At 62.5% G+C, this 22,120-nt stretch carries 25 protein-coding genes; 7 read left to right on the forward strand and 18 right to left on the reverse strand.

Annotated features, from left to right (window positions below; all coding sequences use genetic code 11):
* Window positions 1–101 precede the first annotated feature (101 nt).
* The 6 genes from FLM21_RS20260 to FLM21_RS20285 all read left to right on the forward strand — a co-directional run bounded on the left by FLM21_RS20260 (window position 102) and on the right by FLM21_RS20285 (window position 3,803).
* On the forward strand, window positions 102–347 hold the full coding sequence (locus FLM21_RS20260; RefSeq protein ID WP_148717312.1) for a DUF1272 domain-containing protein: 246 nt from the start codon (window positions 102–104) through the stop codon (window positions 345–347).
* 8 nt (window positions 348–355) lie between these two features.
* The gene (locus FLM21_RS20265) at window positions 356–1,228 is read left to right on the forward strand and encodes a D-amino acid aminotransferase (RefSeq protein WP_148717313.1); all 873 of its coding nucleotides are present in this window, start codon (window positions 356–358) and stop codon (window positions 1,226–1,228) included.
* Entirely contained in the window at window positions 1,225–1,545 is a 321-nt protein-coding gene (locus tag FLM21_RS20270; protein WP_187360013.1) for a DUF493 family protein, read from the forward strand. The genes FLM21_RS20265 and FLM21_RS20270 overlap by 4 nt, the downstream gene beginning before the upstream one ends.
* Before the next feature lie 48 nt (window positions 1,546–1,593).
* Complete coding sequence (lipB, locus tag FLM21_RS20275) at window positions 1,594–2,241, forward strand: lipoyl(octanoyl) transferase LipB (RefSeq protein WP_505637351.1); 648 nt, start codon at window positions 1,594–1,596, stop codon at window positions 2,239–2,241.
* A 37-nt stretch (window positions 2,242–2,278) separates the two neighbouring features.
* Window positions 2,279–3,250, forward strand: coding sequence for a lipoyl synthase (gene lipA, locus FLM21_RS20280; protein WP_148717315.1), 972 nt, complete (start codon window positions 2,279–2,281; stop codon window positions 3,248–3,250).
* 97 nt (window positions 3,251–3,347) lie between these two features.
* Window positions 3,348–3,803, forward strand: coding sequence for an acyl-CoA thioesterase (locus tag FLM21_RS20285; RefSeq protein ID WP_148717316.1), 456 nt, complete (start codon window positions 3,348–3,350; stop codon window positions 3,801–3,803).
* Here FLM21_RS20285 and FLM21_RS20290 read toward each other — a convergent pair.
* From FLM21_RS20290 to rfbB, 16 genes are read right to left on the reverse strand one after another with little or no spacing between them, the layout of a single operon-like run.
* The gene (locus FLM21_RS20290) at window positions 3,800–4,936 is read right to left on the reverse strand and encodes an MraY family glycosyltransferase (protein WP_148717317.1); all 1,137 of its coding nucleotides are present in this window, start codon (window positions 4,934–4,936) and stop codon (window positions 3,800–3,802) included. The two genes, FLM21_RS20285 and FLM21_RS20290, sit on opposite strands and share 4 nt — an antisense overlap.
* A gap of 3 nt (window positions 4,937–4,939) precedes the next feature.
* The gene (locus FLM21_RS20295) at window positions 4,940–5,737 is read right to left on the reverse strand and encodes a glycosyltransferase family 2 protein (RefSeq protein WP_187360014.1); all 798 of its coding nucleotides are present in this window, start codon (window positions 5,735–5,737) and stop codon (window positions 4,940–4,942) included.
* A gap of 4 nt (window positions 5,738–5,741) precedes the next feature.
* Window positions 5,742–6,497 (reverse strand): glycosyltransferase family protein, encoded by a 756-nt coding sequence (locus FLM21_RS20300; RefSeq protein ID WP_148717319.1) that lies wholly within the window; start codon window positions 6,495–6,497, stop codon window positions 5,742–5,744.
* The gene (locus tag FLM21_RS20305) at window positions 6,494–7,267 is read right to left on the reverse strand and encodes a glycosyltransferase family 25 protein (RefSeq protein WP_148717320.1); all 774 of its coding nucleotides are present in this window, start codon (window positions 7,265–7,267) and stop codon (window positions 6,494–6,496) included. The genes FLM21_RS20300 and FLM21_RS20305 overlap by 4 nt, the downstream gene beginning before the upstream one ends.
* On the reverse strand, window positions 7,264–8,205 hold the full coding sequence (locus FLM21_RS20310; protein WP_148717321.1) for a glycosyltransferase family 52: 942 nt from the start codon (window positions 8,203–8,205) through the stop codon (window positions 7,264–7,266). Before FLM21_RS20310 ends, FLM21_RS20305 begins: the two co-directional genes overlap by 4 nt.
* Window positions 8,202–9,464: a lipopolysaccharide biosynthesis protein gene (locus tag FLM21_RS20315; protein ID WP_148717322.1), complete on the reverse strand. Its 1,263-nt coding sequence runs from the start codon at window positions 9,462–9,464 to the stop codon at window positions 8,202–8,204. Before FLM21_RS20315 ends, FLM21_RS20310 begins: the two co-directional genes overlap by 4 nt.
* A complete protein-coding gene (locus tag FLM21_RS20320) occupies window positions 9,461–10,162 on the reverse strand; it encodes an acylneuraminate cytidylyltransferase family protein (RefSeq protein WP_148717323.1) in 702 nt (233 codons plus the stop codon). The genes FLM21_RS20315 and FLM21_RS20320 overlap by 4 nt, the downstream gene beginning before the upstream one ends.
* A gap of 57 nt (window positions 10,163–10,219) precedes the next feature.
* Entirely contained in the window at window positions 10,220–11,410 is a 1,191-nt protein-coding gene (neuC, locus tag FLM21_RS20325; RefSeq protein ID WP_148717324.1) for a UDP-N-acetylglucosamine 2-epimerase, read from the reverse strand.
* The gene (gene neuB / locus FLM21_RS20330) at window positions 11,404–12,420 is read right to left on the reverse strand and encodes an N-acetylneuraminate synthase (RefSeq protein ID WP_148717325.1); all 1,017 of its coding nucleotides are present in this window, start codon (window positions 12,418–12,420) and stop codon (window positions 11,404–11,406) included. The genes neuC and neuB overlap by 7 nt, the downstream gene beginning before the upstream one ends.
* On the reverse strand, window positions 12,417–13,037 hold the full coding sequence (locus tag FLM21_RS20335) for an acetyltransferase (protein ID WP_187360015.1): 621 nt from the start codon (window positions 13,035–13,037) through the stop codon (window positions 12,417–12,419). Before FLM21_RS20335 ends, neuB begins: the two co-directional genes overlap by 4 nt.
* Window positions 13,034–14,182 carry a LegC family aminotransferase gene (locus FLM21_RS20340; protein ID WP_148717327.1) on the reverse strand — a complete coding sequence of 383 codons (1,149 nt, stop codon included), beginning with the start codon at window positions 14,180–14,182 and terminating at the stop codon, window positions 13,034–13,036. The genes FLM21_RS20335 and FLM21_RS20340 overlap by 4 nt, the downstream gene beginning before the upstream one ends.
* Window positions 14,183–14,193: 11 nt before the next feature.
* On the reverse strand, window positions 14,194–15,174 hold the full coding sequence (locus FLM21_RS20345; protein WP_148717328.1) for an NAD-dependent 4,6-dehydratase LegB: 981 nt from the start codon (window positions 15,172–15,174) through the stop codon (window positions 14,194–14,196).
* A gap of 50 nt (window positions 15,175–15,224) precedes the next feature.
* The gene (rfbC, locus tag FLM21_RS20350; protein WP_148717329.1) at window positions 15,225–15,761 is read right to left on the reverse strand and encodes a dTDP-4-dehydrorhamnose 3,5-epimerase; all 537 of its coding nucleotides are present in this window, start codon (window positions 15,759–15,761) and stop codon (window positions 15,225–15,227) included.
* Window positions 15,758–16,648, reverse strand: a complete 891-nt coding sequence (rfbA, locus tag FLM21_RS20355) for a glucose-1-phosphate thymidylyltransferase RfbA (protein WP_148717330.1) — start codon at window positions 16,646–16,648, stop codon at window positions 15,758–15,760. The genes rfbC and rfbA overlap by 4 nt, the downstream gene beginning before the upstream one ends.
* 3 nt (window positions 16,649–16,651) lie before the next feature.
* Entirely contained in the window at window positions 16,652–17,566 is a 915-nt protein-coding gene (gene rfbD, locus FLM21_RS20360) for a dTDP-4-dehydrorhamnose reductase (RefSeq protein ID WP_148717331.1), read from the reverse strand.
* A complete protein-coding gene (gene rfbB, locus FLM21_RS20365; protein ID WP_148717332.1) occupies window positions 17,556–18,614 on the reverse strand; it encodes a dTDP-glucose 4,6-dehydratase in 1,059 nt (352 codons plus the stop codon). The genes rfbD and rfbB overlap by 11 nt, the downstream gene beginning before the upstream one ends.
* A 116-nt stretch (window positions 18,615–18,730) precedes the next feature.
* Between rfbB and kdsA the strand changes: the two genes are divergently transcribed.
* The gene (kdsA, locus tag FLM21_RS20370) at window positions 18,731–19,570 is read left to right on the forward strand and encodes a 3-deoxy-8-phosphooctulonate synthase (RefSeq protein WP_148717333.1); all 840 of its coding nucleotides are present in this window, start codon (window positions 18,731–18,733) and stop codon (window positions 19,568–19,570) included.
* Window positions 19,571–19,617: 47 nt separating this feature from the next.
* On the opposite strand, the gene FLM21_RS20375 is transcribed toward kdsA, so the two are convergent.
* Window positions 19,618–21,489: a polysaccharide biosynthesis protein gene (locus FLM21_RS20375; protein ID WP_222846733.1), complete on the reverse strand. Its 1,872-nt coding sequence runs from the start codon at window positions 21,487–21,489 to the stop codon at window positions 19,618–19,620.
* Window positions 21,490–21,535: 46 nt separating this feature from the next.
* On the reverse strand, window positions 21,536–22,108 hold the full coding sequence (locus tag FLM21_RS20380; protein WP_148717334.1) for a PglD-related sugar-binding protein: 573 nt from the start codon (window positions 22,106–22,108) through the stop codon (window positions 21,536–21,538).
* Window positions 22,109–22,120 lie beyond the last annotated feature (12 nt).

Consider the following 22,120-nt stretch of genomic DNA (forward strand, 5'->3'; position numbering starts at 1 on the left):
TGCCGGTGCGGAACTCGCTCCGGTGGCCAGTTGGCGAACCGCAGATGCCTGAGGTCACGGGTTCGGCGCTAAACTGGAAGCCCATCGCCTAGGAGATGCCCATGCTCGAGATGCGCCCCGGCTGCGAATGCTGTGACCGTGATCTGCCTGCCGATGCGGCTGGCGCCATGATCTGCTCGTTCGAATGCACGTTCTGCGTCGATTGCGCGACCGGCGTGCTATCCGGTATCTGCCCCAACTGTGGCGGCGAGCTGGTGGCCCGGCCGCGCCGGCCCACCGCCAAGCTTGCCAACAACCCCGCCTCGACCGCGCGCACCTACAAGCCGGCCGGCTGCGCCACGCACTGAGCCTGGCCATGGATGCTGCCCCCACGCTCACCGCCTTTCTCAACGGCCGCTTTGCGCCGCTTGCCGAGCTGCAGGTGTCGGTGCTGGACCGCGGCTTTTTGTTTGGCGACGGCGTGTACGAGATGATCCCGGTTTACGCGCGCCGGCCGTTCCGCCTGGCCGAGCACTTGCGCCGGCTGCAACGCAGCCTGACCGCCATCTCGCTCCCCAATCCGCACAGTGATGCCGAATGGACGGCCATCGTCGAGCAGCTCGTCGCTGCTCAGCCGTTCGATGACCAGTCGATCTACCTGCAGGTGACGCGCGGCGCGGCCTATCCGCGCAACCACGTCTTTCCCGCCGAAACGACGCCCACGGTGTTCGCCTTCGCCGATCCGCTGACGCCGCCGGCACGCGAAGCGGTCGAGCTGGGCGTCACCGCGATCTCGATTCCCGACATCCGCTGGGGCCGTTGCGATGTGAAGGCCATCTCGCTGCTCGCCAATGTGCTGGCCAAGCAGGCTGCGGTGGCGGCAGGCGCGGCGGAAACCGTGCTGTTCCGTGACGGCTGGCTCACCGAAGGCGCAGCCAGCAATCTCTTCGTGGTGCAGCACGGAGTGATTGCCACGCCCGCACCCTCGAACCGCATGCTCACCGGCATCACCTACGACGTGGTGATCGAGCTCGCCCAGGCACATGGCCTGCCGCTGCAGGTCCGCGACGTAAGCGAGGTGGAAATACGCGGCGCCGACGAGCTATGGCTCACGTCGTCGTCCAAGGAAATACTCGCCATCGTCGCCCTCGACGGCGCCCCGATTGGAAACGGTATTCCCGGCCCCATCTACCGACAGATGTACACGCACTACCAGGAGGCCGCGCAAGCGCGGCGCAACACACCATGAGCCTGAAACCGACCCAACCCAATGCTGGTGAACCCACCGGCAACAAGCTCGAAGACCTGCTGACCTTCCCGGCGGTGATCCCGGTCAAGGCCGTCAGCCTGAAAGGCGCAGACGCGGCCGAGTTCGAGGCTGCGGTGGTCGCCGTCACCGTCACCCATGTGCCGGGCTTCGCCGGCGGCGAACTGGTGACGATCCGCGCGTCGAGCTCGGGCTCTTACTACTCGGCAACGCTCAGCGTCACCTTCGACAGCGCAGACCAGTTCCGCCAGCTCGATGCCGCACTGCGCGCGCATCCGCACGTGCAGCTGGTGCTGTAAGGCGTGCTCGCCGAGGTCGTCACCGCGTTTCCCGCCGCATTGCCGTGGGTGGACGGTACGCCAGCCGTATCGCCACCCGGCTCGTCGGTGCGCCTGCTCGGCCAGCAGCCCTACGAGCCGACCTGGCATGCAATGCAGGCGTTCACCGACGCGCGCAATTCGGATACGCCGGACGAGATCTGGCTGCTGGAGCACCCGCCAGTATTCACGCTTGGCCAGGCCGGCAAGACCGAACACATCCTGCAGCGCGGCAACATCCCCATCGTGCAGATCGACCGGGGTGGCCAGGTCACCTACCACGGCCCAGGCCAGTTGATGGCCTATACGCTGTTCGACCTCAAGCGGCTTGGGATCGGCGTGCGCGAGCTGGTGCGCCGACTGGAGAACAGCGTGATCGCATTGCTCGCCGATTACGATCTCCCCGCCTACGGCAAGGTCGATGCACCCGGCGTGTATGTGCGGGATGCGGCGGGCGAGGAAGCCAAGATCGCCGCGCTGGGCCTGCGCATCCGCAATGGCTGCTGCTTTCACGGCCTGTGCTTCAACGTGGCGATGGATCTCGCGCCTTACGCCATGATCAATCCCTGTGGCTATCAGGGCCTCAAGGTGGCACAGCTCGCCGACTTCGGTATCGCGACCACACCGGCCGCGATTGCCGGTAAAATGGCCGACAAAATCCTGCAACAAATCAGCTGATTAGCCGCCGATTCGCGCGGCACTGGCGCCCACGCACATGACCGACACCGTCAAGACCGCCCCGCAATCCGCCCTACAGGGCGTGAAACTGAAGGGCGAAGCCAAGACCGCCCGTATCCCGATCAAGATCGTCCCGCTCGAGGAAAAGCTGAAGAAGCCGTCGTGGATCCGCGTGCAGGCGCCCAGCACCACCAGCCGCTTCTACGAGATCAAGGACATATTGCGCAGCCAGAAGCTGCACACGGTGTGCGAGGAAGCCTCCTGTCCCAATATCGGCGAGTGCTTCGGCAAGGGCACGGCCACCTTCATGATCATGGGCGACATTTGCACCCGCCGTTGCCCGTTCTGCGATGTGGGCCACGGTCGGCCCAACCCGCTCGATGCCGACGAGCCGCGCCATCTGGGCGAGACCATCGCCGCGCTGCGGCTGAAATACGTGGTGATCACCTCGGTCGATCGCGATGACCTGCGCGACGGTGGCGCCCAGCATTTCGTCGACTGCATCAGCCACACCCGCTCGCTGTCGCCCGCAACGCAAATCGAAGTACTGGTGCCCGATTTCCGCGGTCGGCTCGAAGTCGCGCTGGAACTCTTCGGCCAAGCGTTGCCGGATGTGATGAACCACAATCTGGAAACCGCGCCGCGGCTCTATAAGCAGGCTCGCCCGGGCTCGGACTACCTGCACTCGCTCAAGCTGCTGAAGGATTTCAAGGCGATGTACCCGGAGGTGGCAACCAAGTCCGGCATCATGGTGGGCCTCGGCGAAACCGACGAGGAAGTGGTACAGGTGATGCATGACATGCGTGCCCACGACATCGACATGATCACCATCGGCCAGTACCTGCAACCCTCGAACGGCCACCTGCCAGTGCTGCGCTATGTGCATCCGGACCAGTTCAAGGCCTGGGAAACGCTGGCCTACGAACTCGGCTTCAAGCACGCCGCCGTCGGCGCCATGGTACGCAGTTCCTACCACGCGGATCAGCAGGCTCACGACGCGGGGTTGTGACCGCTTGAACTGCGATGACAACAGCCGGCCATGTGCCGACTGTTTGTTTTTGTGTCGCGGCAAGGCACACTGAATGATTCGTTCACGAGCCCGCGCCATGTCCGACCTGCCCCGCCACCAGCTCTCGATGACTGTGCTGATGATGCCCGAGATGGCCAACTTCTCCGGCAATGTGCACGGCGGTCAGCTCTTGAAACTGCTCGACGAGGCGGCCTACGCCTGCGCCAGCCGCTATGCCGGCACCTATGTGGTGACACTGTCGGTCGATCAGGTGCTATTCAAACAGCCGATCCATGTCGGCGAGCTCGTCACCTTCCGCGCCAGCGTGAACTACACCGGCAACACCTCGATGGAGATCGGCATCCGGGTGGAGGCCGAGAACATCCGGACCCGCACGGTACGGCACACCAACAGCTGCTACTTCACCATGGTGGCACTTGGGGATGACGGCAAGCCGATCGCGATCCCGCCATTGGTGCCGGCCAATGAAGCCGAAACCGCGCGCTGGCGCGCAGCCGAATCACGCCGCCAGCGCCGGCTCAAGCACGGCTAGTCCGGCTTGGGTCTTTGCTGCGCCGCCTTGCGCGACCGCACTTGCTTGCGCAGCACCAGCCAGTTCGGCGAGCGGAAGCGCACCAGCTGGCGATAGAGCAGCACATACAGCACCACGAACACGGCGAGTGCAATCTGCAGTGCCAGCGGGTTCTTCCAGAACAGCACCGCCGGCACCACGCTGGTCGAGCACAACAGCCACAGATAGGGCGACGTCAGCGCATTGCGCGTGGTCTTGTGCCGCGCCTCCTGGCTGCCGACCGCCCAACGCACCAGCCGCTTGTACACCAGCATGTGCAGGTGTACGCCATCCGGCATGCCGGGCGACATGCCGCGTACGAACTTCTTGCGCCAGATCGAAAACAGCGTCTCGAACACCGGATAGATCACCACCAGTAGCGGGAACCATGGTGTGACACGATCGTGCCGCGCCACCAGCAGCACGGCCATCTCGCCGACCATGAAGCCGATCAGATAGGCGCCGCCATCACCGAGAAAGATATGACCACGCGGGTAGTTCCAGACGAAGAAGCCGAGGATCGCACCGATCATGGCAAACGAGGTGCGCCAGATCAGCGGGTCCTGCAGCTGCCACCCCACATAGCCGAAGGCGGCAAAGATCATCATCGACACCATGGCGGCCAAGCCGTTGTAGCCGTCGATGATGTTCACCGCATTCGCCACCCCGGCCACCGCCACGGCGGTGAACAGCAGCGCCACCGGCCAGAACGACACCATCGGGTCGAGCATCGGCACGTCGATGCGCTCGATGCCGGCATCGAGCAGCCAGAAGCCCGCCATCGCCGCGATCATGGTCAGCACTAGCCGTGCCAGCGGCGACACCGCCTTGGTCAGATCCTCGATCAAGCCGCCGAAAAAGGCCGGCAGGCTCACCAGGATCAACAGCCAGAACGCGCGCTCCTCGAGGATGCCCTTGTACGAATACCAGCTCGCCACGGCGAGCAGCCCCGCCATCACCGCCACGCCGCCGATGCGCGGCACGGCGTGCACATGGAATTTCTGTACGCCGCCCAGATCGTGGTCGGCCGACAATCCGCCGTGCCAATGGCTGGTGCGAATGATCAGCATGGTGCCGAGGAAGGACAGCAGAAAGCTGATGAACAAAACCTGCATGGGTCAGCGTATCCGTGACTTGAGCCAGCCGTTGACGGCGTAATGAATGAAATACCAGATCGACGCCGGCAGCGACAGCCGCTCCACCTCGCGGTGGACCTTCCATTGCCAGGCGGCGGCGCTCGACTTGTTGCTCGACACCGTGCCTGGGTGCACCCGATACAGCGCCAGCGGCTCGCCGATGCCGATCACCTTGTCGCGACAGGGCCCGAACTCGGCGGCAATGCGGCGGGTGAGCCGGATCCACAGCGCCAGATCCTGCCGCTTGCGGATATCCGGCATCCGCTCGCGCCCCAGCGCGCCGGCGTCGAAGATACCGGTCAGGCAACCGATATGGTTGGACTTGAGCAACATCACATGATTGACCCATGGCGGCGGCACCACCGGCCGCTCGCTGCGCACGCCAGCGGTGTCGATCTTGTGGTAGGCGCTGTAGCACAGCAGCGCGCCATGCCGCTGCATCGCTGCCAGCTGCGTGGCGAGCTTGTGCGGCAGCCAGGCATCGTCGCTATCGAGAAAGGCGATGTAGCGACCGATGCTCGCATCAATCGCCAGATTGCGCGCCCGTGCCGGCCCGCCCTGCCCGGCACTCTGCAGCACACGGATGCGTGGATCAGCCAAAGCCATCTCTTGGGCAACAGCGACCGTCTCGTCGGTCGAACCGTCGTCGACGATCAGCAGCTCCCAATCCTGATGCGTCTGCGCCTGCACCGAGGCCACCGCCTCGCGCAGAAAGGGCAGCGCGTTGTAGGCCGGCATCACGACACTAACGAGGGTATCGCGTACGGGGATTTCGCTCATCGCGTCAGCCCGCCTTTCCGTAGTGGAACAGTGCCGGCCAGCGCGTGCCGATGCGGCGCGCATGCCGGGCCCAGAAATACAGCGATGCAATCAGGCATAGCGGCACACCGAAAATCTCATAGAAGGCGATGGCGCGGGCGCGAACAAACTCCGGCCGGGCGAACTGTTGGCCCGAGCGCAGCTCGGGGTGGATCACCGTCACTCGATCCAGGTGCGAGATGCGCGCACCGGCGCGCAAGGCGCGCGCCAGAAACACCGGCTCGTCGCACACCGGGTAGGTGGCGCCGGCGCCCAGCCGCAATGGGAAACGCACCGCATGGCGCCGCAGCCAGTCGGCTTGCGCGATGATCTGGATGGTGCCCACGGTGAGGATATGCCGGCGGTTGTAGCGCAGGCCATCGGGCCGGCGCTTCATCGCGCGACCATCGGGCAGCAACACCGAAGCGATCAGGATCTCGTTCTCGGCGCGTTGCGGCAGATCGGCGAGCAACACGTCGATCGAGGCTGCCGGCAGTGTCACGTCGTCGTCCATGAACCACAGCCACGGCGTGGCGCAGTGAGTGATCGCCACATTGCGGCTGTGAGTGACGCCGACGGTATCCAGTGGCAACACCGTCACATTGTCCGGCCAGCCGCCGCGATCCTCGCCCGGCCGCTGCCACAGCAGCAGGTACTGCACGCGTGAATCGAACGCCCAGTCGCGCACGGCAGCGATGCGCTCGCCGAACACCGCGACGGCCACGGTCAGCAACGCACTCACGGCAGCCTCCGGTAGCCGTGCAGCGCACGAGTCACCTGGAAGCAGATGTCTTGCACGTACTGCCGCAGTTTTCGCGGCAACCGCGGGCTGAATACTTTCTGCCAAAAACCGGGATCGAGATCGAGCCGATCGCGCTCGATATGGCTGCCCGCCAGCAGCTCGGGATGCGACAGCAGCGGGGCGTAATAGAGCCGGATGCCGGTACCGGCCACGTAGCGATCCCAGCCATCGGCCACCAGCGTCGTTGCCCGGCCGCGTTGCAGCAGCTGCTCCGCGCTCTGCTTGGTGATCACATAGCCGCAGGTGCGCTTGATATGCGGATAGCTGTAGTCCGCCAGCTGGTACAAACCCGGCGTGGCGGTCGGCTTGCCGTAGAGGCGCTTTCTGGACACCAGCCCTTGCTGGCCACCAGCAATCAGGATGGCGTCGTCAGGCAGCTCTCCGGCCAGCGCCAGCACCTGGGCCAGCGCTGCATCGTCTCCCTCGATGTCGTCTTCCAGCACCAGCGCGCGCTTGGCCGTCGTCTGCAGGAAGGTTTCGTACGCCTGCAGGTGCGACAGCGTGCAGCCAAGCTCGGCCGGCGACATCAGCCGGCGGTAGTTGTGGTAGAAATCGACGGTGCGCTCGAAGAAGGCACGCGCCGGCATGGCGCGGCCGTCGACGGCTTCCACCAGCTGGAACGCAGAAGCATGCTGCGGGAAGCGAGCCGCCAATGCCTGGCGCCGGGCTTCGTCGCGCGCCAGCGAAACCAAGTAGATCGAGTAACTCATTGTGCCTTGTCCGTCGCCTCGAGCGGCATTACCCGAATGCCAGCCTCGCGTAGCAGCGTGTAGTCGGCGGGCCGGTTGATGTCGCCATGCTGCACCGCAAGCGTTTGCACGCGCGGCCACCCAGCGACAGAAAGCAGGCTGGAACTGAAAAAACTAATGACCTCCACGCCAAGCGCGGGCTCTGCCTGCAAGCGTTGTGCCAACCAATCCTCGAATACTTCGGGAGCCTCTACACGCTCGACTCGCTCGACAATGTAATCCTCGCGTGGGTGGGGGAAATAAAGGTCTGGTTGAAGCAGATCAACAGCAGCTTGGTTGAGCACCTTGCATCGCTCACGATCCGCTTCATACACCGGCTGCCCGAGGAAGACCCGCAACCAGCGGCTTGGGGAGGCCACTTCGATTGGCGCATCGAACAGCGGCAAGTAGCGGGAACGCTCGAATACGTTCGGCTGGCGATAGATCGTGTGATGCTGCGCCGATTGGGCCCGGATGGTATTGAGGTCATGCCGCACGCCAATCAGCACGGAGACCAGCGCCCGCTTCCTGCCACGCGGCTTGGGCACATCGAACAATCCCCCACGGATCAGGTTGCCCAGACCATCATCGAAGGTCTCCAGCCTGCGATAGTGCAGCTTGGAAAGCAGGTAATGCACCAGCCATTCGTTGGCAGATCCAAGGTACGCCACGTCGAGCCTGCCCCATCCCAGCGCAGCAATGCGCATGCGCACGAGATTGCCGCCGCTGCCGCCCCCCAGCACCACATAGCGCGAGCGAACACAAAGTCGGGCCAGTCGCTGATAGTAGTGGCGTGCCTTGTCGTTGTCGTGCTTCGTGTAGTAAAGCAGCTGCCATTCCGCAGGCGTCTCAACAATCAGCCGTTCGCCAATCAGCACGTGCAGCGGCGTGGCACAGATCAGCAACCGGCGCTCGCTCATGCGACTGCTCCAAAGGCGCTACGCCATGGCATTGGATGGTGGCGGGCGGCAAAGAACCAGGTCGCGGCGAAGAAACAGGCCTTGGACAGTGCAAACGCCAGCGCCGCGCCGACGAGGCCAATCGCGTGCACCAGCGCCAGCGCCAGCAACACGCTCAGCACCGCACACGACAAGGTGATGCGCGACAGCACCGCGGTCTTCTTGGCGTAGAACAGGTAGTTGGTCACCATCAGATACATGCCGTGAAAAGCCCCACCCAGCGCAATGAACAGCACCACCTGCTCAGCGCCGGCATAGCGCGGGCCCAGCACCAGCGCCGCCAGCGGCGGCGCCAGCCAGCCGAGTAGCAGCGCGAATACCGTGATGGCGGCAAAATAGCCGTAAGTGGCCCGCACCACGCGGCGCAGCGTGGCAGCATCATTGCGCGCCAGCACGCCAAACAGCCACGGCGCATAGGCCTTGTTCACGGCATCGGCCAAGAGCTGCACGATCATGCCCAGCTGCAAGCCGGCGATATAGAGACCGACCGCGTGTTCATCGAGCGCACCCGCGATCACGAAACGATCGGCATTGGCGAGCGCCACTCCCCCCAACGCATGCGGCAGCAACGGCACGCCAAAGCGCAGCAGCTCGCGCAGCGATGCACCATCTGCCCCCCAGCGCAGTTGCTGCTTGCGGGCCAACGTCCACAGCGCCACGGCGGCGGCGACCAGCGCCGCCAGTACGAGGCCGGTTGCCCGGCCGTGCCAGTCCGGCAATACGGTGGCGATCAAACCCAGCGACAGCAGCACATTGCCCGCCGCCTGCGACAGCTGGAACGCGGCATACGGCCGCGCCTGACCCGCGGTCTGCCAAGCCGCCAGCCGCACCTGCGCCACCATCTGCAGCGCCGCCAGCACCACGCACAACGCCAGCCACTCGGGTGGCAGCCAGGTCTCTCCCGGCCACAAGGCCGCGCCCAGCCAGGTGAGCACCGTCAGCACCAGCGCCGAGGTCCATACCAAGGTTAGCGCACTGCCGACGAAGCGCGGAAACGCCTCGGGCGCTCGCTGGTGATAGAACACATTGAGCGCGCCGGGCGCGGACAGGCCGACCAGCGCCACCATCACCGCGGTGATCGCTTGGAATAGCGCAGCGATACCGAACTGCTCCGGCGTCAGCAGCCGAGTCAGCACCGGCAGCGCGAGAAACGGGATGGCGCTGCCGCCCAGATTGGCCAGCAGATACCAGGTGGCCGAACGGGCCAGCCGTGAACTCATGAGCCCTCGCCCTCGCGCAACAGGATGTCGGCTAGCAACAGGTCAGCGCGATGATCGATATCGACGGCGCGCTCGGCCGGCATCACATAGGCATAGCTGTTCGCGCCCAGGAAACCGCCCTGCGCCAGCAAGCTGGCAGTACGCGCGATATAGAGGGCGCCATTGAGCCGGTAGTAGGTCGGCAGATCCTGCGAGCGTTTGCCCAGCACCTCAGGGCGCAGGAAGCCCGCCAGCGAACCATCATGCGGCAAGGTATTGCTCCACAGCGGGCTGTGCTCGGCTTCGGAGACCGAGACTACGCTGTCGGCGCCGGTATCGCGAAAGCGCGCAAACGCCGCGCGGATGTCCTCCGCGGTGCGCAGCGGGCTGGTCGGTTGCAGCAAGGTCGTTGTCTCCGGCACGCCGGATTCGGCCTCCAGCCAGGCCAGCGCATGGCGGATCACGTCCATCGAGCTTGCGGTATCGGAGGAGAATTCGGCCGGACGCAGGAAGGGCACGTCGGCGCCATGCGCGCGCGCGATGTCGGCCAGCGCCCCGCTGTCGGTGCTAACCAGCACGCGGTCGAAACAACCACTAGCCAGCGCTGCCTCGATGGTCCAGGCAATCAGCGGCTTGCCTGCCACCGGCAGCAGGTTCTTGTTCGGCAAGCGCTTGCTGCCAGCACGCGCGGGGATCAGTGCCACTGATGAGTTGAACACGGCTCGTCCTCGATCAATTAGAAAGCCAAGCCAAACCCACACCAACAGGCAACCGATTTACTCGCTGCGAAGGTGTGCCATGGCGGCAGTAGGCAGGTCGTGGAAGCGTTTCACGAGGAGGCTTGCGAAATCGGTCTCGCGCAACACCGCCATGATGCGGTCAGTGGTGCCACCATCGCCATACGGATTGACTTGGCTGGCTGCGGCTTGCCGCGCACTCTCGCTCGCCACGTGGGCGAGGCCCGCAGCAATGGCATCGGCCGCTGGCGCCACGTGCCGGACCGAGCCGGCACGCACCCGCCCTTGCTGGCGCGCACCGATATCGAGCGTCGGCACACCGAGCGATGGGGCTTCGATGATGCCAGACGACGAATTGCCAACCACGGCAAGCGCGTGCTTCACGGCAGAGAGATAACGCAACGAGCCCAGCGAAGCGAACAGCACCAGCCGATCCGGATGTTGCGCCTGCCAGTATTGCCAGCGCGCGTTCACCGCGCGGCCGCCGGTGTCGGCATTGGCCCCTGTCACGACGATTCGGGTGCCAACCTGCGTCAGCAATGCCTCCACCAATGCGTCGACCTCGGCAACGGCGTCACCATCGGCCAGCGTGACCGGATGGTAGGTGACCAGCCAGTAGCGCTCATCCTCGGTCAGCTCCAGTTGCGGCAACAATTGCGCTCTGGAGAGCAGCGGCAGTGTCTTGATGCTGTCGATGCCGATGGCACCAACGTTGAACACCCGAGCCGGATCTTCACCCAACTGGATCACGCGGCGGCGATAGTCCTCAGTAGCGGTGAAATGCAGGTGTGCGCACTTGGTGATGGCGTGGCGGAACGCTTCGTCGTACGCGCCCTCGGTGGTCTCGCCACCATGCAGGTGGGCAATGGGAATACGGAACAGCGTGGCTGCGGCGGCCACAGCCAACATCTCATAGCGGTCGCCCAGCATCACCAGCAGTTCAGGCTGCAATCGCGCAAACACATCGGCGAAACCGGATAGCGCGAGGCCCATGCTCTTGGCCGTCGCCGTCGCCGTATCGCCTGTGAGCAGCATCTCGACCTTGGCATCGATCGCAAAGCCATCGGCCTCGATTTGTTTCCAGGTCTGGCCAAACTCGGGTGCGAGGTGGGCGCCGGTCACCACCAGCTGCAGTGATACTGCGCCATCAGCCTGCAGCGCGGCGATCAACGGCCGCAGCAAGCCGTATTCGGCCCGCGTGGCGGTGACAACGCAGATCCGCCTTACCACGCGATCACCTCGTCTTCGGCGTAGTCGCGGCTTGCCGTTCGGCCGATCAGCTCGGGCCAGCGCATCGGGCTGATGCCGGTGCCCGGCCGCTTGATCGCCAGGTTGTCGGCGCCGAACACCTCGCCGGCCCGGATGGCGCGGGCAGCGACGATGCTCTTCCTTGCGATCGGCCGATTCTTGGCCTCAGAGGGCGTCGGCTGCTTGATACCGTTGCCCAGCGCGGTTTCCACCGCGCGGATCGCGGCCACCATACTGGCGAGTTCACCCGGCTCCAGCGACGCCTTGTGATCAGGCCCGGGCAGGTTGCGATCGAGCGTGAAGTGCTTTTCGATCACCCGCGCACCGAGCGCCACGGCGGCGACCGAGATCGCCTCGCCAGCGGTATGGTCCGAGTAACCGTAGGCAGCGCCGAACAACGCACCTAAATTGGGCATAGCACGCAGGTTCACATCCGATAGCGGCGTCGGGTATTCGGTATTGCAATGCAGGATGGCCAGTTGCTCACGACGGAGGCCATGCGCCAGCAGCACCCGTACCGCGTCGTCGATCTCGGCCACCGTCGCCATGCCGGTCGAGAGTATGGTTGGCCGCTGCAGGGCGGCGATGCGGCATAGATAGGGATAATTGGTGATCTCGCCGGACGGGATCTTCCACAGCGGGATATCGAGTGCGATCAGGTAGTCGATGCTGGCCGGATCAAAGGCCGTGGAAAAGAACAGGATGCCGCGCTCCTGCGCACGCTGGCGCACGGCGTCGTGCGCCTCGGCCGAGAGCTCCAGGCGCTTCAGCATCGCGTATTGCGATTCCTCCACCCCCGTGTTGGCTTTCTGGTAGTCGGCCGTCACTGCATCGCGCGACACCAGCGCGGCGGCCTGGAAGGTCTGGAATTTCACCGCATCGGCACCGGCGTCGGCAGCGGCATCGACCAGCTGCAGCGCAAGCGCCACATCGCCATTGTGATTGACGCCAGCCTCGGCGATGACAAAGACGCGATCCTGCCAGGGCGTCATGAAACTCTCCTTGCGGGCACGCCGACCCAGGTGCCGGCCTCATTGATATCGGCCGTGACCACTGCGCCGGCGCCGATCACCACGTCGTCGGCAACGATCACGCCCTGCAGCACCACGGCACGGCTGCCGACCAGGCAACGGCTGCCGATGCGCGCGCCGCCATTGACGATGGCGCCAGTGGCCACATGGCTATGCGCGCCGATCACTGCATCGTGCTCGACCAGCGCGCCGCTGTTGATGATGCAATTGGCGCCGACGTCAGCATCGGCATTGATGAGCGCGTGGTGCAGCACTGCAGAACCCTCGCCCAGCCGCGCCGATGGCGACACTACGGCCGTACTGGCAATCAACGTTGCCAGCGGCAGGCCCAGCGCCTTCAGTTGATCGTACAACCGCACGCGCACCGCGGCCGATTTCACTTGCCCGACGGTGATCAGGAAACGCTGTCCGCCAGTAGCCTCGTTCAACCAATTGTCGTCGCCCAGCCAGGGTGCGCCTTGCATATCGGCTTGAGGATCGCGATCCACGAAGCCGGCCACCGTCAGCCCAGCGCTGCGAGCGGTCTCCAGGCAGGCGCGACCATGTCCGCCACCGCCGATGAACACCAGCGCACTCATGGCCGCACGCTGCTCGGCAGGTTGACGAGACGCGCCGCCAGCCATTCGGCATGGGGCAGCGGCCCGCACTGGGCCTGGGCAAACGCCGGCAGCGTCTGCATCAGCTGCCATACCGGTCGGGTCATTACGCCCAGACCATTGCTGTACGCGAGGAAGGCATCACGCTCGGCTTCGTCCTCAAGCAATACCGCGTTAAGCCAGTAATTGCTGCGTGTGCCGGATGGCTCCGCGACAAATTCGATGCCGTTCGCCGCGCAGAAAGCGGCATAGCGGGCCGCGGTCTCGCGCTTGTCGGCAAGAATGCCCGGCAACTGCTCCAGCTGCGCGCAGGCGAGCGCGGCATTCAGATTGGGCAGCCGGTAGTTGTAGCCGACCTGGTCGTGCGAGAACGCCCACGGATGCGCCTCTTTGGCGGTGGTGGTGAGATGCTTGCCCAGCCTGCCGAGGCGCTCGTCGTTGGTGACGATGCAGCCACCGCCGCCGCAGGTGACCGTCTTGTTGCCGTTGAAGCTGAACGCCCCTAGCTGGCCGATGGAGCCGGTATGGCGCTCGCCAATGTAGGAGCCCAGCGATTCGGCGGCGTCCTCGATCAACACGATGCCCCACTCGGCACAGATCGCATTCAGCGCGTCGATATCGCACGGCAGGCCGAAAGTATGCATCGGCACGCAGGCCGCGATGCGCCGGCCGGAAGTACGGTTGTAGCAGCCATCGTCGCGCCGCTCGGCATGCTCGGTGAGGAAGGCCGAGAGCGCGGCAGGCGACAGCCCTAGGGTGTGCCGGTCGACATCGATAAAAACCGGGTGCGCGCGCTGGTAGCTGATGGCATTGCAGGTCGCGACAAAGGTCAGCGGCTGAGTGATCACTTCGTCGCCATCGTTTACGCCGGCGAGGATCAGCGCCATATGCAGCGCGGCCGTGCCATTCACCGTCGCCACCGCATATTGCGCGCCCGTGATCTCGCGCATCATCGCCTCGAAGCGATCGACATAGGCACCGACCGACGACACGAAAGTGGAGTCGATGCAATCGAGCAGATACTGCTTTTCGTTGCCGGCGAAACGGGGCGCATGCAGCGGAATGAAGCCATCCGCACCGTAGAGCTCGCGGGCGAAGGCAACCAGTGCCTCAAGCCGGGGGGACATCAGCGCACCCATCAGACGTTGTAGAGATCGGGCTTGTACTTGGCGAGGTTAGCCGGCTCGAGGAACCAGCTCACCGTTTCCTTCAGGCCCGCCTCGATGCTGTATTGCGGCTCGAACCCGGTCAGCGAGCGAACCAGGCCGTTGTCGCACCACAGACGGAAGACTTCGGATTTTTCCGGCCGGATGCGCGCCTCGTCGACGATGAACTCGACATCCGAGTCCATGATGGTCTTGATCAGGTTGAGCGTATCGCCCACCGAGATTTCGAAATTGGAGCCGATGTTCACCGTTTGGCCAACCGCAGCGTCGCACTCGGCCAGCGCGATAAAGCCGCGGCAGGTATCGGTGACATAGTTGAAATCACGGGTCGGGCTGACATCGCCAAGCTTGATCTGCTTCTTGCCAGCAGCGATCTGGCTGATGATGGTCGGGATCACCGCCCGGGCACTCTGGCGCGGACCATAGGTATTGAAGGGGCGGGCGATGGTCAGCGGCAGGCCGAAGGCGTTGTAGAAGCTCATCGCCATCGCATCAGCGCCGATCTTGCTCGCCGAATAAGGCGACTGCGGCTGCAGCGGATGTTTCTCGTCGATCGGCACGTATTGGGCCGTGCCATAGACTTCGGACGTCGAAGTGTGGATCACCCGCGACACGCCATTTTCCTTGGCTGCCTGGCAGATGTTCAACGTGCCGCGCACATTCACATCGACATAGCTGTCCGGCGCGACATAGGAATACGGGATGGCAATCAGTGCCGCCAAGTGGAACACCACGTCCTGACCCTTGGTGATGGCTTTGCAAAAGTGCGGATCACGCACATCTCCGCTCACCACTTTAATTGCATCGCGACAGGCCACATCCTCCAGCCAGCCCCAATAGTTGAACGAGTTGTATTGCGCCAGCGCGGTGACTTCGTAACCGCGGCTGACCAGCATTTCAACGAGGTGGGAGCCGATGAAGCCATCGGCGCCGGTAACAAGTGCTTTCTTCATTTACGCATCAACATCCGTTCAACAGCGCACGCATTCTGCTTGCGCAAACTCTAATCCATATCCCTGAAACGCAATCCTTGCGCATCTTTCTGCGACAAAATCGGCGCCTTGATGGGCCAGTCGATCGCCAAGTCGGGATCATCCCAACGAATGGACTTCTCGGCTCCGGGCTGCCAGAAAGTCGTCACCTTATACGCGACTTCCGTATTGTCATCCAGTACAACAAATCCATGTGCAAAGCCAGGCGGAACCCAGAGTTGAAGCCTATTTTCGGCAGAAAGTTCTGAACCACACCATTGCCCAAAAGTAGCTGAATCACGACGCACGTCGACCGCAACATCGAAGATGCGCCCTGCAAGAACACGCACCAGCTTTCCTTGCGCGTGAGGCTCACTTTGATAGTGAAGCCCCCGTAGTACACCCCGGCGTGAACCTGAGTGATTGTCCTGCACGAAACGGACGGAATACCCGAGCGCCTTGTCAAAATGCTGCTGGTGAAAACTCTCGAAGAAAAAACCTCTTTCGTCCTCAAAGAGCGTCGGCTCAAGCAACAGCAAATCAGGGATTGTCGTTGTACGTATTTTCATCGGGGGTAACGTTCAGTAAGCACCGCCTGCAAATAGCGGCCATAACCCGTTTTGGCCAACGGTGCGGCAAGCTCCGCCAACGCACCATCGTCGATCCAACCTTGTCGCCATGCTACTTCTTCCGGTGCGCATACCTTGACCCCCTGGCGTGCCTCCAGCGTCTGGATGAATTGCCCGGCCTCCAGCAACGACTCGTGAGTCCCGGTATCCAGCCATGCATATCCCCTTCCCATCAACTGGACATCGAGCACACCCGCAGTGAGGTAAGCGCTGTTCACATCGGTAATTTCCAGCTCCCCGCGCCGGGAAGGCTTCAATTGGCGTGCAATATCCACCACCCGATTGTCATAGAAATACAACCCGGTCACAGCGAAACTTGATTTCGGCTGCGCCGGCTTTTCCTCGATGCTCGTCACCCGGCCGGCGCCATCGAATGCCACTACCCCATAGCGTTCCGGATCGTTCACCCGATATGCAAAGACCGTGGCCCCGCTCGGCTTGGCGGCTGCGGCAGCAAGCAGCCCCGGCAGATCGTGGCCGTAGAAGATATTGTCGCCCAACACCAGCGCTACTCCATCCTCGCCGATGAAATCCTCGCCGATCAGAAATGCCTGCGCCAAGCCATCCGGACTGGGTTGCACGCGATAGCACAGTTTGAGCCCCCAACGCGCACCATCACCGAGCAGTTGTTCAAAGCGAGGGGTATCCTGCGGCGTGGAGATGATCAGGATGTCGCGGATACCCGCCATCATCAGCGTGGACAGCGGGTAGTAGATCATCGGCTTGTCATAGATCGGCAGCAGCTGCTTCGACACCGCCAACGTCGCCGGATAAAGCCGGGTTCCTGAACCACCAGCCAGGATGATGCCCTTGCGGATAGATTGCATTGCTCACCTCGATAAGGGCGCGCACACGGTATCGAGCACTTGCGCCAAGTGATGCCGCCAGTCTGGCAGAACGAGGCCGAACGTGCCGCACAGGTATCGGGAATCGAGCACCGAATAGGCCGGTCGCGTTGCGACCTGCGGATAATCGACGCTGGCAATCGGGCGGATTTCCGAGGGCTGCAGGCGCAAGCGCATTCCTCGCGCCCATGCCCCGGCAACAATCGCCTGCGCATAGCCGTGCCAGCTCGTCTCGCCTGCGGCGGCCAGATGATACAGCCCATCGGGAAAGCCGATACGGTTTCGCAAGTAGTCACGCAACAACAGGCCGGTCACGTCCGCGAGCAACGCCGCAGCCGTGGGTGTCCCTCGTTGATCCGCCACCACGGACAAGACGTCACGCTCGGCGGCCAAGCGCAGGATGGTCTTGGCGAAGTTGCCGCCGTGCACCCCGTAAACCCAGCCGGTACGCAAGATCAGATGCCGACAGCCGCTGTCGGCAATCGCTTGATCGCCCGCCAGCTTGCTGGCCCCATAGACCGACAATGGCGCGGCCGTCGCGCCTTCCGACCATGGCGTCGCCCCCCGCCCGTCGAACACATAGTCGGTGGAGTAGTGGACCAGCAATGCATCATGCCGGGATGCCCAAGCAGCCAGCAGTGCCGGCACCGTCGCATTGACGGCATGCGCGCGGTCCGGCTCAGATTCAGCGCGGTCGACTGCTGTATACGCCGCCGCATTGACGATGATCTGAGGTCGCACTCGATCGAGCAACTGGCCTACCGCAGCCACGTCAGCAAGATCGCATTCAGCGCGACCGTACATGTGCAACGAACCCAGCGGCGCCAAGCTGCGGGCAAGCTCGAAGCCCAGTTGACCGTCCTTGCCTGTCAGCAGCAGTCGCGGCGCGTCATTGACCATAGTGCAGACCAACCCAATCGCGATAGCTGCCGCTGGTCACACCCGAGATCCACTCCGGATTGGCGAGGTACCACGTTATCGTTTCCCGCAAACCTGATTCAAAAGTCTGTGCCGGCCGCCATCCCAGCTCGTTTGCCACCTTGCGGGCATCAATGGCATACCGGCGATCATGCCCAGGGCGATCAGCCACAAATTGGATCTGTTCCGCGTAGTGGTGGCCATCCGGGCGAGGCCTGAGTTCGTCGAGCTGCGTGCAGATCGCCTGCACGACGTGCAGATTCGTCCGCTCGTTCCAACCGCCGATGTTATAGGTTTCGCCAACGCGCCCGGCCTCGAGCACTTGGCGCAACGCTGCGCAGTGGTCCTTCACGTAGAGCCAATCCCGCACTTGCTGACCATCCCCATAGACGGGTAGCGGTTTGCCGGCCAACGCATTCAGGATCACCAACGGGATCAGCTTCTCCGGAAAATGGAAGGGTCCGTAATTGTTGGAGCAGTTGGTGGTGAGCACCGGCAGGCCATACGTATGGTGCCAAGCCCGAACCAGATGATCGCTCGCCGCCTTGCTCGCGGCATAAGGACTGTTCGGCTCGTACGGATCACGTTCCGCAAAGGGCGCCTCGTCCGGCTGCAAACTCCCATATACCTCGTCAGTGGAAACATGCAGGAAACGGAATTGCGTCTGCTCCGGCTCTGACAGCTCTGACCAGTAGACACGCACGCGCTCCAACAGATTGAACGTACCGACGATATTGGTCTGGATGAAATCAGCAGGGCCATGGATGGAGCGATCCACGTGAGATTCGGCGGCAAAATTGATCACCGCGCGCGGCTTGTGATCAGCCAATAGCTGCGCCACCAGCGCGCCATCCCCGATATCGCCCTGAACAAAAACATGCCCGGCACATTGCTGCAGCGAAGCCAGCGTCTCCAGGTTGCCGGCATAGGTCAGCTTGTCGAGGTTCAGTACCGGCTCATCGGAGCCGGCCACCCAGTCGAGTACGAAGTTGCCGCCGATAAAGCCAGCGCCGCCTGTCACGAGTATCATTCAGACATCCCTATCCAATCGCCACAGCTGGCTCTCCGGCCTTGTTGCTGCATCACATGCAATATCGCGCAGAACCATCCGGCGAGCTGATCGCGCTAGTTCACCAAAGGTAAGCTATGAATATCACCTCAAACGTCCGTATCGGCAACCATTCCCCCATGGTGCTGTTCGGCGGCGTCAATGTACTGGAAGACAAGGATTTCGCGCTCAAGATCTGTGCCGAATACGTGCGCGTCACCGAAAAGCTCGGCATCCCTTATGTGTTCAAGGCATCGTTCGACAAGGCCAACCGCTCCTCCGTGCACTCCTACCGCGGTCCGGGTCTGGAAGAAGGCCTGCGCATCTTCGAAGCGGTGAAGCAGGAATTCGGCGTGCCGGTGATTACCGACGTGCACGAACCGTGGCAGGCCGCCCCGGTGGCGGAAGTGGTCGATGTGCTGCAGCTGCCCGCCTTCCTCGCCCGGCAGACCGACCTCGTCGTCGCCATGGCCAAGACCGGCAACGTGATCAACATCAAGAAGCCACAGTTCCTCAGCCCTTCGCAAATGGCCAATATCGTCGAGAAATTCATTGAGGCCGGCAACGACAAGCTGATCCTGTGCGACCGGGGCAGCAGCTTCGGCTACGACAACCTAGTAGTCGACATGCTCGGTTTTGGCGTGATGAAGAAAACCTGCAATGACCTACCGGTGATCTTCGACGTAACGCACTCGCTGCAACAGCGCGACCCAGGCGGCAAGGCTTCCGGCGGTCGCCGCAGCCAAGTACTGGAGCTCGCCCGTGCTGGCATGGCTGTCGGCATCGCCGGCCTGTTTCTGGAAAGCCATCCCAATCCGAACGAGGCCAAATGCGACGGGCCAAGTGCTTTGCCACTGGCGCAACTGGAGCCCTTCCTCGCACAGACGAAGGCGATCGACGACTTGGTGAAGGGCTTTCCGCCTGTCGTCATTGATTGAACATCACCGGGAAACCGGCGCAAGCCGGTTTCCCGGTCGCCGGAACATCAAAGCTCTTCGTACAGATGGTCCTTGATCGTCGATTCTGGCTGGAAATCGGTCACACACAGCCGCAGCAACGACATGATCGCGTCGAAGTTGTTCCAGGCACAGGCTTCTGCCAAGCGGGCAATCACCACGTCCATTTCCTGTTTGGTATAAAAATGTTCGCGCGCCTTCATGATTCGAGGGTGAGACGTGCCAGAGACGTTGTCACCAATCAGCAGCTCTTCGTAGAGCTTCTCGCCGGGCCGTAGTCCAGAATACTGGATTTCAATATCGCCATCCGGGTTTTGCGAATCGAGCACCGAATATCCACTCAGGTGAATCATCCGCTTCGCAAGCTCGACGATCTTGACGGGCTGCCCCATGTCGAGCACGAATACTTCCCCCGAATCGCCCATGGCGCCCGCCTGGATGACCAGTTGAGCCGCCTCGGGAATGGTCATGAAATAGCGGGTGATCTCCGGGTGAGTCACCGTGATCGGCCCGCCTACTTCAAGCTGCCTCTTGAACAAAGGCACAACGGAACCAGACGAGCCCAGCACATTGCCAAAGCGCACCATACAAAAACGGGTGTTGCCTTCACCGCCATCAGCGAAGGCTTGCAGTACCAACTCCGCCATGCGCTTGCTGGCACCCATCACATTGGTTGGGCGCACCGCCTTATCGGTAGAGATCAAGACAAAAGTTTCGACGCCGTTCTGCAAAGCCGCCTGCGCGGTCGCCAGCGTACCGAAAGTGTTATTCAGCACACCTTCAACGATATTGAACTCGACAATGGGCACATGTTTGTATGCAGCGGCGTGATAGACAGTCTGCACGCCATAACGCTGCATGATTGCCCCGACGCGCAATCCGTTCTGCACCGATCCAAGAACTGGCACTAGCTCAACATCCAAGCCCGAAACGGACTTCGCTCTGCTCAATTCCTGCTCGATACTGTACAGACCGAATTCTGACATCTCGTACAGTACTAGCCGTGTTGGGCCGAACCTAAGGATCTGTCTACACAGCTCGGAACCGATTGAACCGCCAGCACCGGTCACCATCACCACCTTGCCGTCGATATTTGCAACCAGCAAGTCCTCATTGGGCGGCACGGCCTCGCGCCCTAACAATTCGTCGACGTCGACATGGCGGACATCAGACACCTTGACTTCGCCACTGACCAAATCAGCAATCCCTGGCACCGTACGCACTTCCAGCTTGAAAGGCTCTAGCCAATTCACTAGTTCGATGCGCCGATTGCGACTCACCGAAGGCGTCGCCAACAAGACTTGGCGCACTTTCTTCTTCCGGATCAGCCAAGGCAGATCATTCGGGCCAAACACCGTCAATCCGCCCATCTCCAGACCATGCAGGCTCTCATCATCATCGATGAAACCAACAGCCTTATATCCACCGCTGTGGTTCAACGCTATTGCCAGCTGTCGTCCGGCACTGCCCGCACCGTAAATCACCACAGCCTTGCGCCTTGCCGCCTGCCTGGAGAAATTACGCAGCAGCATGCGCACCGAAAAGCGGCTGGCCAGCATATAGAACACCACCAGCAGCCATGTGATGAGAAAGGCGCTGCGGGGAATTCCCCAGTGCCCCACCAGCAGCGCTACGCCGGCATAAACCAGCACGACAATCGACACGGTACCCAGCATGACCAGCACAGCGCGGTCTGCCAGATAGCGGATCACGGCGCGATACATGCCCGTTCTCAGAAACAACGGCAACGCTATCAGCGACAGCGTGGCATATCCGACCAGATCGGTCGGCTCCGGGCGTATCCATTTGCCATAGCGCAAACAAACAGCCAGCCAGACCATCAAAGGCAACACGATGGCGTCTATCGCCGCAATCAGCATGGCCTTGGAAGTGCGGCTCATGCGGGTAAACCGATAAAACATCGGGATCGGTCGTCGTGCCATACAGCTATGCCTTGAGAGAAGAGCCCGGAGGGTAGATGCTTTCCGGCGCAACGGCAACGCCATATCCCGCAGCCGACCCCGCCTGCAACCATGCACTTGCGCCTATATGCACGCCACCGGCCAGATGAACACCTACACCGAGGTGGGCAAACTCGTCCAATCGGCAATGATGATCAGCGATGGCCCCTGCATTCAGGATTACTCCTCTGGCAAGTACAGCCTCCGTTCCCACTACCGCAGCCGACATCACCGCCACACCGGGTTGCAATTGCGCAGAGGGCGCAACGACGGCAGCAGGGTGCACTACCGTGACCAGCGTAAATCCCGCCTCTTCCGCCAAGAGGGAGAGTTTTTTCCGGACCGTGTTGTTCCCAATAGCCACGATTGCGTGGGTGGCTAGGCGTTTCAGTTCGGGAAGCTGATCGGTTTTTCCCAATATCGGTAATCCGAATACCTCCACACCAACGATGGTCTGATCGTCGACAAATCCAGCAATCCGATATCGGCCTTCCAGCAACAAGGCCTCCGCAACAGCTCGGCCGTGGCCACCCGCTCCAACCACAATCACTTCATTCATGGCAATCTTCTT

Source organism: Chitinolyticbacter meiyuanensis (genome assembly GCF_008033135.1).
Classification (GTDB): domain Bacteria; phylum Pseudomonadota; class Gammaproteobacteria; order Burkholderiales; family Chitinibacteraceae; genus Chitinolyticbacter; species Chitinolyticbacter meiyuanensis.

What these genes read in the sequence shown, in the direction of transcription:
- FLM21_RS20290 (WP_148717317.1), bottom strand. Translation starts at nt 4,936, where the DNA reads ATGCAGGTTTTGTTCATCAGCTTTCTGCTGTCCTTCCTCGGCACCATG.
- rfbB (WP_148717332.1), bottom strand. Translation starts at nt 18,614, where the DNA reads ATGATACTCGTGACAGGCGGCGCTGGCTTTATCGGCGGCAACTTCGTA.
- FLM21_RS20270 (WP_187360013.1), top strand. Translation starts at nt 1,225, where the DNA reads ATGAGCCTGAAACCGACCCAACCCAATGCTGGTGAACCCACCGGCAAC.
- FLM21_RS20305 (WP_148717320.1), bottom strand. Translation starts at nt 7,267, where the DNA reads ATGAGTTACTCGATCTACTTGGTTTCGCTGGCGCGCGACGAAGCCCGG.
- FLM21_RS20335 (WP_187360015.1), bottom strand. Translation starts at nt 13,037, where the DNA reads ATGAGTGCGCTGGTGTTCATCGGCGGTGGCGGACATGGTCGCGCCTGC.
- rfbD (WP_148717331.1), bottom strand. Translation starts at nt 17,566, where the DNA reads ATGGTCAATGACGCGCCGCGACTGCTGCTGACAGGCAAGGACGGTCAA.
- FLM21_RS20260 (WP_148717312.1), top strand. Translation starts at nt 102, where the DNA reads ATGCTCGAGATGCGCCCCGGCTGCGAATGCTGTGACCGTGATCTGCCT.
- rfbA (WP_148717330.1), bottom strand. Translation starts at nt 16,648, where the DNA reads ATGCAATCTATCCGCAAGGGCATCATCCTGGCTGGTGGTTCAGGAACC.
- FLM21_RS20380 (WP_148717334.1), bottom strand. Translation starts at nt 22,108, where the DNA reads ATGAATGAAGTGATTGTGGTTGGAGCGGGTGGCCACGGCCGAGCTGTT.
- FLM21_RS20295 (WP_187360014.1), bottom strand. Translation starts at nt 5,737, where the DNA reads ATGAGCGAAATCCCCGTACGCGATACCCTCGTTAGTGTCGTGATGCCG.
- FLM21_RS20310 (WP_148717321.1), bottom strand. Translation starts at nt 8,205, where the DNA reads ATGAGCGAGCGCCGGTTGCTGATCTGTGCCACGCCGCTGCACGTGCTG.
- FLM21_RS20315 (WP_148717322.1), bottom strand. Translation starts at nt 9,464, where the DNA reads ATGAGTTCACGGCTGGCCCGTTCGGCCACCTGGTATCTGCTGGCCAAT.
- FLM21_RS20340 (WP_148717327.1), bottom strand. Translation starts at nt 14,182, where the DNA reads ATGTCCCCCCGGCTTGAGGCACTGGTTGCCTTCGCCCGCGAGCTCTAC.
- neuB (WP_148717325.1), bottom strand. Translation starts at nt 12,420, where the DNA reads ATGACGCCCTGGCAGGATCGCGTCTTTGTCATCGCCGAGGCTGGCGTC.
- lipA (WP_148717315.1), top strand. Translation starts at nt 2,279, where the DNA reads ATGACCGACACCGTCAAGACCGCCCCGCAATCCGCCCTACAGGGCGTG.
- FLM21_RS20345 (WP_148717328.1), bottom strand. Translation starts at nt 15,174, where the DNA reads ATGAAGAAAGCACTTGTTACCGGCGCCGATGGCTTCATCGGCTCCCAC.
- rfbC (WP_148717329.1), bottom strand. Translation starts at nt 15,761, where the DNA reads ATGAAAATACGTACAACGACAATCCCTGATTTGCTGTTGCTTGAGCCG.
- FLM21_RS20265 (WP_148717313.1), top strand. Translation starts at nt 356, where the DNA reads ATGGATGCTGCCCCCACGCTCACCGCCTTTCTCAACGGCCGCTTTGCG.
- kdsA (WP_148717333.1), top strand. Translation starts at nt 18,731, where the DNA reads ATGAATATCACCTCAAACGTCCGTATCGGCAACCATTCCCCCATGGTG.
- FLM21_RS20285 (WP_148717316.1), top strand. Translation starts at nt 3,348, where the DNA reads ATGTCCGACCTGCCCCGCCACCAGCTCTCGATGACTGTGCTGATGATG.
- FLM21_RS20375 (WP_222846733.1), bottom strand. Translation starts at nt 21,489, where the DNA reads ATGAGCCGCACTTCCAAGGCCATGCTGATTGCGGCGATAGACGCCATC.